Consider the following 13,168-nt stretch of genomic DNA (forward strand, 5'->3'; position numbering starts at 1 on the left):
ATGAAAGCCGCCGTCGCATGGGCGTTGGCCCTGAGCCTGCCGGGTCTGGCGACTGCCGCCGAGTGCACCTGGCCGGCCTGGGAGAGCTACAAGAAGGCGATGGTGAGCCCCGATGGACGGGTGATCGATCACTCGTTGCAGCAGCAGATCACCACCTCGGAAGGCCAGAGCTACGGAATGTTCTTTGCCCTGCTGGGCAATGACCGTGACAGCTTCGCCAAGCTGCTGAACTGGACCCGGAACAACCTCGCCGGCGGCGACCTGAACCGCCAGCTGCCCGCTTGGCAGTGGGGCCTGAGCAAGGAGGGTCGCTGGCAGGTGCTGGATCCGAACAACGCCAGCGATGCCGACCTGTGGATGGCCTACAGCCTGCTGGAGGCCGGTCGCCTCTGGAAGCGGCCGGATTATGAAACCCTTGGCCGCAACATGCTCTGGCGCAGCGCCGCGCAAACCCTGCGCCCGTTGCCCGGGCTGGGCCTGATGCTGTTGCCGGGGGATGTCGGCTTCGAATCCGCTGATGGCTGGAGGCTCAACCCCAGCTACCTGCCGCCACAACTGCTGGCGCGTTTTGCCCAGGTCGCACCCGTGTGGCGCGACGTGGCGAACAGTACCCGGCGCCTGCTGCTGGAAAGCTCGCCCAAGGGCCAGCCCGCCGACTGGGTGGTCTGGAAGGCTGGGCAAGGCTGGGCAGCAGATGCCAAGGGCGCGCTCGGCAGCTATGACGCGATCCGTGTCTACCTCTGGCTGGGCATGCTCGATCCCCAAGCCCCGGGCAGGACCGAGTTGCTCGCGCAGGTGCAACCCATTGTGGCGCTGACGGCGCGGCTCGGCCATCCGCCAGAGCGTGTGGATATCGCCCAGGGCACCGCAGAGGGCGTCGGCCCGGTTGGCTTCTCGGCGGCTCTGTTGCCGCTGCTGGCCAGCGCAGCCGAAGGCGGTGCGGCGTTGGCGGCCCAACGCGAACGCCTACGCCAGAACCCGCCCCCGGCGGACGCCTATTACAACCAATCACTGCTGATGTTCGGCCAAGGCTGGGACCAACAGCGTTATCGTTTCGACAAGGACGGCCGGCTGTTGCCGGCGTGGACTTCATCATGCAAGTAGTGCTCATGCGCAAAGTCGTGTCGCAATGGACGTTGGTGTTGAGCTGCTTGTCAGGCACCACGCTGGCTCAGCCGGTTACCCCCCAGGACCCGCAACAGTGGCTGCTCGGACAGGTACGCCTGGGCGAGGCGATGTATCGCGAGGACCTGGTGCGCGACTCGCTGGCGCGCCTGGAGTCGATTGCTCCGGAACATCCGCAGGTCTTGGTCGGCGGGATTCGCCAGGCCCTGCTGCAACATAACCAGCCGCTGGTCGAGCAACGCCTGGAGCAATTGCGCCGCCAGGCCCCAGGTTCGCCGGCGCTGCACCAGGCCCAGGCCCTGATCAAGCTGCAGAGCAAGGACGGTCAGCATCTGTTGCAACAAGCCCGCCTGCTGGCAGCTGCCGGACGGGCTGAAGAAGCGGTGGCACAGTACCAGGCGCTGTTCGGCAGCGAACCGCCGGACTTCTCCAGCGCACTGGAATACTGGGGCGTGCGCAGTGCCATCAGCGACCAGCGCCCCGCGGTGATCCAGCAGTTGCAAAGCCTCGACAGCCAGTACCCGGGTAACGCGGGGCTGCGCCAGATGCTCGCCGGCCTGCTGTTCGCCGAACAGCGCGATGCCGAAGCCTTGGCGATTCTGCACCAGCTGGCCAGCGATCCCCAGGCCAGCAACCTCGCCTCCGAGCGCGAATACAACTACCTGAGCAAGCTGCCGGTCAACGGCGAAACCGCTCGCGCCTGGGAAGACTTCCAGCGGCATTACCCCTATTCGACCTTCAAGAACCAGGCAGCCAAGCAACTGCAGCATCAGCGCCAGTTGCTCGGCGACCCGGCCTGGCAGGCCGGCGTCAAAGGCAAGGAGCTACTGGAGGCCAACGACAATGTCGGCGCCGAAAAGCTCTTGCGCCGCGCTTCGCGCAACTACCCGGATGATGCCAGCCTCACCGGCTTCCTGGGCATCGCATTGATGCATCAAAACAAGCATGACCAGGCCTATACGGCGTTCACCGAGGCCTTGGGCAAGGAACAGGACACTTCCTGGATCAGCAAATGGAAAGACCTGCAGCTGGCCAACCGCAACTGGATGCTACTGCAGCAGGGTGACGAAGCCCTGGAGCGCAAGGACCTGGCGGCGGCCCGCAAAGCCTATCAACAGGCGCGCCAGGTCAAACCCGACGAAGCCGACTGGCTAGTGGGCCTGGCCAATGTCGCACTGGCCGAAGGCGAAGATATTCAGGCCGAGGCCTTGCTGCTGCAGGCGCGCAAGCTGCAGCCCGACAACGGCAAGGCGGTGCGCGCCCTCGTGCGTCTGTACCAGACGCAAGCGCCGGAAAAGGCCCAGGACTACCTCGACACCTTGCCGGCGGCCACCCAGCGCGAATTTGCGGCCTTGCGCCGGAGCCTGGAGCTCGACCGTCTTAACTTCGAAGCGGATGCCGCAACCCAGCACGCCGACTGGCCGACGGTTTCGCGGGTGCTGCTCAAGGCCCGGCCACTGGCCCCGGACGATCCCTGGCTGACCTATCGCCTGGCCAATGCCCAGCATGAACAGGGGCAGGACAGCGCGGCCAAAGACAGTTTCCGCCAGTTGATCCAGCGCCAGGGCAGCAATGCCCAGGCCCGTTACGCCCACGGCTTGTACCTGGCCTCGATCGGGCGCGACAGCGAGACTCTCGCCACCCTTGCCGCCATTCCCGCGGCGCAGTGGGACGACAATATGCGCGACCTGTCCAGCCGGGTCGAACGCCGCCAGCTGTTGGCCCGGGCCCGGGCCCTGCGTGATGCCGGTCACGAGCCGCAGGCGATCGCCCTGCTGCTGCGCGCCCCGAACACCGACGACCTGGCGACTCTGGCGGACTGGGCCTACCAGCGCGGCGATCAGCTGCAAGCCGAGACCTACTACCGGCAAGTCCTGCAGCGCGAGCCGCGCAACGCCGAAGCGCAGCTGGGTCTGATCGAAACCCTGATTGCCCGCGGCCAGCTTGCGCCGGCGCAACGCGCCCTGGAAGAACTGGCGGTGCCAGCGAACGCGCCGGCGGCCTACCAGCGGCGCCTGGCCAATGCCTGGACCGGGGTGAACCAGCCGGACAAGGCGCGCGCGCTGTACGCCCGCCTGCTCGAGACGCCACAGAGCGATCCGCTGCTGTATCGAGACGCCGCGCGGCTGATGTCCCGCCAGCAGCCCCAGCAGGCGCTGGACAACTATGCCCGCAGCATGGCCGCCGCCAGCTTGATCGATCCCGTGCAGGCCAACCACCGCGACGATCGCGCCATGACCCTGGCCAGCCGGGCGAAGGACGCCGACGAGTGGCTGCCGCGCAGCCTGCGCAGTGACGTGGACACCCTGTACCAGGCGCAGAACCCGACTGCGCACCTCTACCATGACTTCGCCTGGCGTACGGACAACTCGTCGTCGGGGATTTCCGACCTGACCACACAGACCACCATCCTGCGCCTGGATGCACCGATTGCCGAAGGTCAGGGCTTCCTCCAGGCCGAGCAGGTGGAGCTGGATGTCGGCAGTTTCGCCACCGATGCGAACGGCCTGCACCGCGAGGAGTTCGGCACCTGCGCAGTGGTCACCAGCGGTTGCCCGGATACCTTGGAAAGTACCAGCGGCACAGGCTTGGCGATGGGCTGGAAAAATGAGCGCTGGGCGCTGGATCTGGGGCACTCGCCAGAAGGCTTCAAGGTGCCGAACTGGCTCGGCGGGGTCAGCTACAGCAGTGACTGGCGGTCCCTTGGCTGGTCCCTTACGGCCTCGCGACGGCCGATGAGCAACTCTCTGGTGTCCTATGCCGGCGCGGTCGACCCGATCACCGGAATTACCTGGGGGGGCGTCACCGCCAATGGCGTCACCCTGGGGCTCAGTCATGACGAAGGGGGGGTCGACGGCATCTGGGCCAGCCTTGGCGCCCACTGGTTGCGGGGCAAGAACGTCGCCGACAACCAGCGCCGATCGGCCATGGCCGGCTATTACTACCGCCTGATCGACCGCGCCGACGAGCGTCTTCGCACCGGTCTGACCCTCATGTACTGGGGCTACGACAAGGACCTGAGCGAGTACAGCCTGGGCCAGGGCGGTTACTACAGCCCACAGCAGTACTATTCCATCGGCGTACCGCTCAACTATGCCTGGCGAAATGCCGACTGGTCAGTGCTGCTGGAAAGCTCGGTGGGCTGGTCCTATGCCAAGACCAGCGATAGCGATCTTTACCCCGATCACGGGGCGGACAAGTTGCGCGAGCTGGTTGAGCAGGCCGGCTACGTGTTCGACGAAAATGCCAGCCAGGTCACCACCGGCAGCAGTAGCAGCGGGGTCAACGTCCGCCTGCAAGGCCTGTTCGAACGCAGGCTATCGGACAACCTGGTCCTGGGCTCCGGCATCACCTGGCAGCACAGCGAGGGCTACGCGCCGAGCCGGGCGTTGCTCTACCTGCGTTACACCTTCGACCCCTGGCAAGGCAACCTGCCGTTGCCGGTCGAACCCATAGCGCCTTACGCCGACAGGCGCTGAGGGGCAAGCCGATGGGTGGCAGGCCGATAACGGGAGGTCCGAGGCCGTTGCAGATTTTCGAGCCCCTGGTTCCTGGGTTCGAAAATCTGCAACGGCCCTCCCGGACTGTGCCCCTTGTCGCTGTCTTTGGCCTCGGGGCAGAACTTCATGCAGTACTGGTAATACGCAGCCCATGGGCGCTGCACTGACTCAACAACTGTGCCGCTGTACTGAAGTCATAGGGCAGTTCGGTCTCACGCAAATCCAACAGACGCGGCTCGATCAGCAAGGGGGCGACCTTATCCGGCCACTCCCCCATCAACCCCATAATTGTCGCTTTGTCAGTGCTATGGCCAATACCGGTGGCCGACAGCGAACCCTACAACCGCACTTCGATGCGCTGCACCTGCGCCAGCATTTCCCGTTCGCGCAAGGCCTCGACAAACAGAGCTCCGGCACGCATTGGGCCGACGGTATGGGAACTGGAGGGGCCGACCTCTATCCTGAACAAGTCAAAAATACTGATAGCCATCGTTGATCTCCGTGCTTGATCACACGCCAATCGAGCCTCTTTAAGGCTGACCGCCGGATACAGCCCCCAGGAAATGCGGACCTGCCGAGCACCTGATTGGAGTACTGAAAATGTACCCGCCGGGGCTGGATCTGAGTGTTTTCAACGGATGTCGCGGAAAAAGCCAAAGAAAGACTTTTCTTTGGACGAAAAAAATGGACCTCTTTTCAGAGATCCATTTTTTAATGCTTGGAGCGGGAAACGAGACTCGAACTCGCGACCCCGACCTTGGCAAGGTCGTGCTCTACCAACTGAGCTATTCCCGCGTCTTGGTGTGGCGCATTCTATAGAATCCAGATGCCCCGTCAACCCCTTGATTCAAAAAAGTTTATTTCTTTTCCACGTCGGTCTTCAGATGCGGCCAGGCAGCCCGCAAATACTGGACCATGGACCACAACGTCAGGCCCGCAGATATCAGCAGCAAGGCGTAACCCAGCAGCACCCAGAACGTGAAATCCGACGGATTGGCCAGCAGGATCACCAGCGCCAGCATTTGCGCGGCGGTCTTCCATTTGCCCAGGTTCGACACCGCGACGTGAGCACGGGCGCCGAGTTCGGCCATCCATTCGCGAAGTGCCGAGACGACAATCTCGCGACCGATGATCACGGCGGCCGGCAGCGTGAGCCACAGGTTACCGTGTTCTTGCACCAGCAATACCAGCGCAACGGCAACCATCAGCTTGTCAGCCACCGGATCGAGGAAAGCCCCGAACGGTGTGCTTTGTTCCAGTCGGCGGGCCAGATACCCATCCAGCCAGTCTGTGGCGGCGGCAAATGCGAACACCGAGGCGGACGCCAGGTAGCTCCATTGATATGGCAGGTAGAACAGTAAAATGAAGATCGGAATGAGCAGGACGCGTAGTACGGTAATCAGATTAGGGATATTCATCGGCACAACTGGCTACGAGGTGAGGGGGCATTCTACTCGCTGTGCAGATTGGCATAAATCAACTCTGCGAGCTTTTTACTGATCCCGGGGGCTTTGGCGATCTCTTCGATGCTGGCACGAGACAGCTCCTGCAATCCACCAAAATGTTTCAACAAATCGCGGCGACGGGTCGGTCCGACACCGGCAACGCCCTCCAGTGTAGACGTGCGGCGAGTTTTCCCACGGCGTGCGCGGTGCCCGGTAATCGCGAAACGGTGGGCTTCGTCGCGTATCTGCTGGATCAAATGCAGCGCGGGGGAATCGCCGCGCAAGGTGAATTCATGGGCGGCATCGTTCAGGTACAGGGTTTCGAAACCGGCCTTGCGCGTGGCGCCCTTGGCCACGCCCAGCAGAATCAGATCAGGCACGGCCAGTTCATTGAGCACGTCGCGGGCCATGGACAACTGCCCCTTGCCACCGTCCACCAGCAAAATGTCCGGTAGCTTGCCCTCCCCGTCCTTCAGTTTGCTGAAGCGTCGGGTCAGGGCCTGATGCATCGCGGCGTAGTCATCGCCCGGGGTGACGCCTTCAATGTTGTAGCGACGGTAGTCGGACTTGATCGGACCTTCGGGGCCGAACACCACGCAGGAGGCCACGGTTGCTTCACCACTGGAGTGACTGATGTCGTAACACTCCAGGCGCTGTGGCGGTTCGTCCAGGTTCAGAACTTCTGCCAGCGCATCGAAGCGTGCAGCAACGTGTTGACGGTTGGCCAGTCGCGCGCCCAAAGCCTGCTCGGCATTGGTGACCGCCAACTGTTGCCAGCGCGCTCGCGTACCACGAACCCGATGACTGATGGTCAGTTCGCGACCGCGCAGCTCATCGATGGCCGCGATCAGGGTCGGGAAGTCTTCGTGAACCACGTTGACGATCAGTTCGCTCGGCAAGTCGCGCTCGGGACTGCTGATGAAGTACTGACCGAGAAACGCCGCCATGACTTCGGAAACGTCCTCTTCAATACCCACCTGAGGAAAGAAGTTCTTGCTCCCCAGCACCCGCCCGCCACGCACACTGATCAAATGAACGCAGGCACCACCCGGATTGACAAACGCTGCGATCACGTCGACATCGCCCGTCCCGCCTTCCATGCTTTGCTGGTCCTGGACACGGCGCAGTAATGAAATCTGATCGCGCAACTCGGCTGCACGCTCGAACTCGAGGTTGATCGCCGCCTCTTCCATTCCGGCGGACAACTCATCCGTCAGTGCATTGCTGCGCCCCTCAAGGAACATCACCGAGTGCCGTACGTCTTCAGCGTATACCTCGGGCTCCACCAGCCCGACACAGGGCGCCTTGCAGCGTTTGATCTGGTATTGCAGACAAGGGCGTGTGCGGTTCTTGTAATAGCTGTCTTCGCACTGACGAACGAAAAACGTCTTTTGCAGCAAACTCAGGCTTTCGCGAATCGCACCGGCGCTGGGATAAGGGCCGAAATATTTGCCCTTGGCCTTTTTTGCACCGCGATGGATGCTCAAGCGAGGGAACTGGCCATCCGAGAGAAAGACGTAGGGGTAGGATTTGTCATCGCGCAGCAGGATGTTGTAGGGCGGACGCCACTCCTTGATCAGCGTCTGCTCAAGCAACAAGGCTTCGGTTTCATTGGCCGTAATCGTCGTTTCGACCTGAGCGATACGCGCGACCAGCGCCGCGGTCTTGGGCGCAAGACCGGATTTTCGGAAGTAACTCGACAGGCGATTCTTGAGGTTCTTGGCCTTGCCGACGTAGAGCAGGCGTGCCTCGCTGTCGAACATGCGATACACACCGGGACGCCCACTGACCGTCGACAGAAAGGCGCTTGGATCGAAGACTTCAGTCATTTTCAGAGACTGGCATCGACCATGCCGTGACGAACCGCCAACAGCGTCAACTCGACATCGCTGCTGATCGAAAGCTTTTCGAAAATGCGGTAACGGTAAGTGTTCACGGTTTTTGGCGACAGACACAGTTTGTCGGAAATGATCTGGACCTTCTGACAGCCGACAATCATCAGCGCGATCTGGATTTCACGCTCCGACAAGGCGTCGAAAGGCGAATCATTGGTCGGCTGGAAAGATTTGATCGCCAGTTGCTGTGCAATTTGCGGGCTGATGTAGCGTTGCCCGGCAAACACCAGGCGGATGGCCTGGACCATTTCCGGCAGCCCTGCACCCTTGGTCAGATAACCCGCCGCACCGGCCTGCAACAACCTTGTCGGAAACGGATCCTCCTCGCACACCGTGACCGCGACGACTTTGATATCCGGATGACTGCGCAATAATTTGCGCGTGGCTTCAAGACCGCCGATACCGGGCATCTTGACGTCCATCAACACCACATCGGGTTTCAACTCACGCGCCTTGAGCAGGGATTCTTCGCCTGACTCAGCCTGGCCGACTACTTGCAGGCCATCGATGTCAGCCAGCATTCGTGTAATGCCTGTACGAACGAGATCATGATCATCGACTACTAGCACCCTAATCAAGCAGACACCTCGCGATATGGTCTTATTGGGTTGCCGACACCTTAGCAAAAAGCAACTGGCAGACCTAGCGGCAAGCATCATATAAAAAGTTTCAATACATCTTGAAAGGCTTGCCGTATGCATGTTTCAGCCAGGCGAGGCATCGACATCGCGCTGCATTCTCAGGAAACACTCGTCTGTGCCGACCACCTTCAGGCCCTTTCTCTCATACAACGCTTGCGCGGGATTATTTTCAAAAACCGTCAAACGCAATGCCGGACGCCGTTCCTTGCACGCCATGTCGAATACCTGATCAATCGCCCAGGAACCGGCGCCCTGCCCTCGAAACGCTTCGAGGACGTGCAGTTCACGGATGTACAGGGCTTTGGCGTCACGACTCAGACTGAAAAAGCCCAACACGGTACTGCCACTTACAATCAACCAGTTCTCGCGCCCTGCCCAGCCAACATCGAACCCTTCGTCCTGCCACAGCAGATCGTGCTGAATGTAATAGCGGAGCATGTTGTTGCGGGTCAGTTCACGAGCGAAGTCGAGGTCCCGGGATGTCGCCGGACGCAATTCAAATACCATCACCCCAATGCAACCTCCACTAATTGCCCTTTCCAGCCGTCAGCGTTGCGTCGAGCAACGACCATCAGGTTGCCTGTCCCCGGAGCGGCCGCAATCAGCGAACCGTCCGACGCCCAGATCGCGCTGCGTCCTGCCGATTCCCAGCCACCCGTTGCACCACCATGGTTGGCCATCAGGACCGTCATCGAATGAGCGCTGGCGTAGCCTTGCAACAACTCGGTATCCGGGGCGTAGCCGTTTTCTGTGATCAGCACGCCCGCCGCATAGAGATCGGCGCCTTGCTGCGCCGCCGCGGCGGCATGACTGGCGTGAGAGAAATCCGCGCACACCGCCAACGCGACCGTGTCGGCACCTATGGTCAGGGTCGAACCGCCGGTTCCCGGTGCAAATGCCACCTCCTCGCCTGGATGCAGATGTTGCTTGCTGTAGATCCCGAGCGATCCATCAGCGCCCAACACCAGCGCCCCAATCAATACTGGCGAATCTTCCGACAGCAGAATCGGCATCCCGACGACAGTCGTCACACCGATTTCCCGCGCGAAATCCCGTAGCGGTTGCAGAACCTCGGCGTCTGGCGCAATGGCCAATTCAGCCGCAAGTTCACGCTCGTACCCGGTCAGCGATAACTCCGGGAACACCAGCAATTGCACGCCCTGCTCCGCCGCAAGTTGCATGAAGCGCTGATGCCACACAATGTTTGCGGCAAGGTCACCGGCGATGGAGATCGATTGGGCAGCGGCAATGATCAGTGGCGTCATGGTTCGTCCTTGTGACGTTGTACGTAAGCGAAGCACAAAGTGTGTCACAACCGGCGACGCACTCAAGCGATAGAAAATGCCGCCGGTGATCGATAGCATTTTCTGATTGAAACCGCGTACCGGCCTCTAGTAAGCTCGGCGCACTCATCGGAGACAAAACCATGTTCAACGCCCTCTCACAGCTTCGTACCATCAGCGCCCTGCGCTCGGTAGCGGCTGCCCGGGTGAATGACGTTTGTGCTCCGGTCAGCTTTTATTTTGGGTATTGGTTTAGCCACTGGCGCGCCTGATACCCCAACGGCGCCCACTTTAAACGGGTCGCCACCAGAGAATTCTCAACCCCCGGTCGGCTTCCCGACCGGGGGTTTTGTTTTTTCAGCCCCGCACATTTTTAGCGACACACCAGACAACCAGAGGATTCAACAATGAACTACGCCACTTATTACCGTTACGACAGTTTTACCGCCTGGCGATTTAGCAGCCTCCGCTCGGGACAGCCTGCCGCCTCCGATCGGTCACCCACAGGTGGCAAGCACACACACGCAGCCAATCCGGCCAATTGTCGAACACCCCAGTAGGGCCGAGCGCGCGGGAACGATCCCGCCGCCAGCCCAGGAAGCCCGAATATGAACTCGTCCGTCTCTGCTCTGCCGCTGTCCACCTTGAGCCCTGCCAATGAAGCGCTGACCCTGCGTCTGCCCAGCTCATTGCAACTCAAACAGCAATTGCCACTCAGCAATGCCCTGAGCCAACAAGTCGCCGCCCACCGCCAAGCGGTTCGCGCGATCCTCAACGGTGAAGACTCCCGTCTGCTGGTCATCGTCGGCCCCTGCTCGATCCACGATCCTCAGTCCGCCCTCGAATACGCCGGCAACCTTGCCCGCCTCGCCGCCGAGGTCAGCGATGAAATGCTGCTGGTGATGCGCGCCTACGTCGAAAAACCCCGCACCACCATCGGCTGGAAAGGCCTGGCCTACGACCCGCAGCTTGATGGCAGCGACGACATGGCCGGCGGTTTGACCCTGTCCCGCGAGTTGATGCGCGAAATGCTCCGCCTGGGACTGCCGATTGCCACCGAACTGCTGCAACCGATGGCTGTCGGCTACTTCGACGATCTGCTGAGCTGGGTCGCTATTGGCGCTCGCACCACCGAATCGCAAATCCACCGTGAAATGGCCAGCGGCCTGAGCATGCCGGTCGGCTTCAAGAACGGCACCGATGGTGGTGTCGGTGTGGCCAGCGACGCGATGCGCTCTGCCGCCCATCCGCATCGCCATTTCGGTGTCGACAGCCAGGGTCATCCAGCAATCATTCAGACGCCGGGCAACCCCGACACCCACCTGGTGCTGCGTGGCGGACACCGCGGGCCGAACTACGACCGCGACAGTGTCGCCCAAGTGAACAGCGATTTGACCAAACTGAAGATCCCGGCCCGGATCATGGTCGACTGCAGCCATGCCAACAGCGGCAAAGACCCGTTGCGTCAGCCAGCGGTATTTAACGATGTGCTTGAACAGCGCCTGCAAGGTGATCGATCACTGATCGGCATGATGATCGAGAGTCACCTGTTCGAAGGCTGCCAACCGCTGAGCCCTTCAATGCGTTACGGCGTATCAGTCACGGACGGCTGCCTTGGCTGGAGCGGGACGGAATCATTGTTGCGCCAGGCCGCCGATCGGCTCAGAGCGCAGAGCAGGGATCAACAATCGGCGTGAGGCAAACCCATCGTCCAGTCCTCCCATTGAGGACTGGACGTCGGAATCGAGACACTATCAACAGGCAAAGGGTGTTCCCGAAGTAGGCCATCGCAGGAAAACGCTCTGTTACAGATAAAAAGATGTCCAAATATTCCGACCAAGACCTCATCTACTTTCGAACTTTCGTACATTTTCTATTCCGTTTTCATCAGGTTACAGCGGCTTTTTCATACAACGGCGAACAGCGGGTGTGCATTAGAGTGAGCCCATCAACACACCCCTGAACGACTGCGAAAAAGGAAAGAACATGCTACGGAATGCAACTACTCAGTATCCGATCCTGTTGGTCCACGGGCTCTTCGGCTTCGATCGCATCGGCAAGGTCGAACTCTTTCATGACGTCAAGCAGGCCCTCAGGAGTGCAGGCGCAAGAGTGTTTATCCCGCACGTGTCGGCTACCCATAGCAACGAAGCTCGCGGCGACCAACTGTTGATGCAGATCGAACGGGTACTGGAAGGAACCGGTGCAAACAAAGTCAACCTGATCGGCCACAGCCAAGGCGCACTCGCTGCACGTTATGCGGCAGCGACAGCGCCGGAAGCAGTCGCTTCGGTGACGTCCGTCAGCGGCCCGAATCACGGTTCGGAACTGGCCGACTTCTTGCGCAAGGCGCTGACGCCCGGGCGCCTGCCGGAACACGTCGCCTCGACCGTTGCAACGTTGTTTGCAGACTGTCTATCGTTGCTCAGCGGCCACCGCCACCTGCCGCAGAACGCCATCGCCGCGCTGAATGCCCTGACCACCGAAGGTGTAAGCGCGTTCAACGACAAGTACCCCCAGGGGTTGCCGAAAACCTGGGGTGGCAAGGGTCGCGAACGGGTCGACGGCGTACGTTATTACTCCTGGAGCGGCACCCTGCAGGGCGACATCCTCGACAAAGGGCTAGATGCATTGAATCCGCTGCACGGGTTCCTCCGCGCCTTTTCCCGATACTTCACCACCGAACCTGAGCAGAACGATGGCCTGGTTGGCCGCTACAGCTCTCATTTGGGCAAAGTCATCCGCTCCGACTACCCGCTGGATCATCTGGACAGCCTCAGCCAGACCGCCGGCCCGCTGCGCAAGGGCATCGACCCGATTGACCTGTATGTGCAGCATGCGGAGCGTCTGAGAAATGCCGGCCTGTAAAGGAATGCCGTACCGGCCTGCATAGTCTGTACGGAACTTTGAGAAGAAATAGACCACTGAATCCGGTAGGCTCCGCACTTTACTGAACATTGAATGGAGAGTTTTCCCATGCCTAAAGCCACTGCCCGTCACATCCTGGTTGCCTCGGCAGCCAAGTGCAACGAACTCAAAGCCCAGATCGAGGGCGGCGCTGATTTCGCCGAAGTCGCCAAAGCCAACTCCACTTGCCCGTCCAGCCGCCAGGGCGGTGATCTGGGTTCGTTCGGTCCAGGCCAGATGGTCAAGGAATTCGACACCGTGGTCTTCAGCGCACCGATCAACGTGGTGCAGGGCCCGGTCAAGACCCAGTTCGGTTACCACCTGCTGGAAGTGACCAGCCGCCAGGACTGATCAATCCTTGTTTTCTGCACA

The 13,168-nt window shown here is 60.9% G+C and carries 10 protein-coding genes, 1 tRNA gene and 1 pseudogene; 5 read left to right on the forward strand and 7 right to left on the reverse strand.

Going from position 1 to position 13,168, the window contains the following annotated elements:
• Both bcsZ and bcsC read left to right on the forward strand, forming a co-directional pair.
• Positions 1–1,104: a cellulose synthase complex periplasmic endoglucanase BcsZ gene (gene bcsZ / locus KGB23_RS05325; protein WP_223430198.1), complete on the forward strand. Its 1,104-nt coding sequence runs from the start codon at positions 1–3 to the stop codon at positions 1,102–1,104.
• A gap of 5 nt (positions 1,105–1,109) precedes the next feature.
• Positions 1,110–4,604, forward strand: coding sequence for a cellulose synthase complex outer membrane protein BcsC (bcsC, locus tag KGB23_RS05330; protein ID WP_223430229.1), 3,495 nt, complete (start codon positions 1,110–1,112; stop codon positions 4,602–4,604).
• A 226-nt stretch (positions 4,605–4,830) separates the two neighbouring features.
• Here the strand turns inward: bcsC and KGB23_RS05335 are convergent.
• The 7 genes and pseudogenes from KGB23_RS05335 to KGB23_RS05365 form a co-directional block, all read right to left on the reverse strand.
• A pseudogene (locus KGB23_RS05335) lies at positions 4,831–5,115 on the reverse strand (serine dehydratase beta chain); the annotation flags it as partial.
• Positions 5,116–5,344: 229 nt separating this feature from the next.
• A tRNA-Gly gene (locus KGB23_RS05340) sits at positions 5,345–5,420 on the reverse strand.
• A gap of 62 nt (positions 5,421–5,482) precedes the next feature.
• Positions 5,483–6,043, reverse strand: a complete 561-nt coding sequence (gene pgsA / locus KGB23_RS05345) for a CDP-diacylglycerol--glycerol-3-phosphate 3-phosphatidyltransferase (protein ID WP_008150904.1) — start codon at positions 6,041–6,043, stop codon at positions 5,483–5,485.
• 32 nt (positions 6,044–6,075) lie between these two features.
• Positions 6,076–7,899, reverse strand: a complete 1,824-nt coding sequence (gene uvrC, locus KGB23_RS05350; protein WP_056741535.1) for an excinuclease ABC subunit UvrC — start codon at positions 7,897–7,899, stop codon at positions 6,076–6,078.
• A 2-nt stretch (positions 7,900–7,901) separates the two neighbouring features.
• Complete coding sequence (gene uvrY / locus KGB23_RS05355; RefSeq protein WP_008015884.1) at positions 7,902–8,543, reverse strand: UvrY/SirA/GacA family response regulator transcription factor; 642 nt, start codon at positions 8,541–8,543, stop codon at positions 7,902–7,904.
• Positions 8,544–8,669: 126 nt separating this feature from the next.
• On the reverse strand, positions 8,670–9,113 hold the full coding sequence (locus tag KGB23_RS05360) for a GNAT family N-acetyltransferase (protein WP_223430230.1): 444 nt from the start codon (positions 9,111–9,113) through the stop codon (positions 8,670–8,672).
• Positions 9,113–9,871 carry a carbon-nitrogen hydrolase family protein gene (locus KGB23_RS05365; protein WP_223430199.1) on the reverse strand — a complete coding sequence of 253 codons (759 nt, stop codon included), beginning with the start codon at positions 9,869–9,871 and terminating at the stop codon, positions 9,113–9,115. Before KGB23_RS05365 ends, KGB23_RS05360 begins: the two co-directional genes overlap by 1 nt.
• A gap of 626 nt (positions 9,872–10,497) precedes the next feature.
• Between KGB23_RS05365 and KGB23_RS05370 the strand changes: the two genes are divergently transcribed.
• From KGB23_RS05370 to KGB23_RS05380, 3 genes are all read left to right on the forward strand, one after another.
• Positions 10,498–11,586 carry a 3-deoxy-7-phosphoheptulonate synthase gene (locus tag KGB23_RS05370; RefSeq protein ID WP_223430200.1) on the forward strand — a complete coding sequence of 363 codons (1,089 nt, stop codon included), beginning with the start codon at positions 10,498–10,500 and terminating at the stop codon, positions 11,584–11,586.
• Positions 11,587–11,875: 289 nt separating this feature from the next.
• A complete protein-coding gene (locus KGB23_RS05375) occupies positions 11,876–12,757 on the forward strand; it encodes a lipase family alpha/beta hydrolase (protein WP_223430201.1) in 882 nt (293 codons plus the stop codon).
• Between the two features lie 108 nt (positions 12,758–12,865).
• The gene (locus tag KGB23_RS05380; protein WP_223430202.1) at positions 12,866–13,147 is read left to right on the forward strand and encodes a peptidylprolyl isomerase; all 282 of its coding nucleotides are present in this window, start codon (positions 12,866–12,868) and stop codon (positions 13,145–13,147) included.
• Positions 13,148–13,168 lie beyond the last annotated feature (21 nt).

Source organism: Pseudomonas sp. GL-B-26 (assembly GCF_019947405.1).
In the GTDB taxonomy this organism is placed as follows: domain Bacteria; phylum Pseudomonadota; class Gammaproteobacteria; order Pseudomonadales; family Pseudomonadaceae; genus Aquipseudomonas.

Bases quoted from the DNA above. Each gene is read 5' to 3' on its own strand.
- bcsZ (WP_223430198.1), top strand. From the start codon at position 1: ATGAAAGCCGCCGTCGCATGGGCGTTGGCCCTGAGCCTGCCGGGTCTG.
- bcsC (WP_223430229.1), top strand. From the start codon at position 1,110: ATGCGCAAAGTCGTGTCGCAATGGACGTTGGTGTTGAGCTGCTTGTCA.
- pgsA (WP_008150904.1), bottom strand. From the start codon at position 6,043: ATGAATATCCCTAATCTGATTACCGTACTACGCGTCCTGCTCATTCCG.
- uvrC (WP_056741535.1), bottom strand. From the start codon at position 7,899: ATGACTGAAGTCTTCGATCCAAGCGCCTTTCTGTCGACGGTCAGTGGG.
- KGB23_RS05360 (WP_223430230.1), bottom strand. From the start codon at position 9,113: ATGGTATTTGAATTGCGTCCGGCGACATCCCGGGACCTCGACTTCGCT.
- KGB23_RS05365 (WP_223430199.1), bottom strand. From the start codon at position 9,871: ATGACGCCACTGATCATTGCCGCTGCCCAATCGATCTCCATCGCCGGT.
- KGB23_RS05370 (WP_223430200.1), top strand. From the start codon at position 10,498: ATGAACTCGTCCGTCTCTGCTCTGCCGCTGTCCACCTTGAGCCCTGCC.
- KGB23_RS05375 (WP_223430201.1), top strand. From the start codon at position 11,876: ATGCTACGGAATGCAACTACTCAGTATCCGATCCTGTTGGTCCACGGG.
- KGB23_RS05380 (WP_223430202.1), top strand. From the start codon at position 12,866: ATGCCTAAAGCCACTGCCCGTCACATCCTGGTTGCCTCGGCAGCCAAG.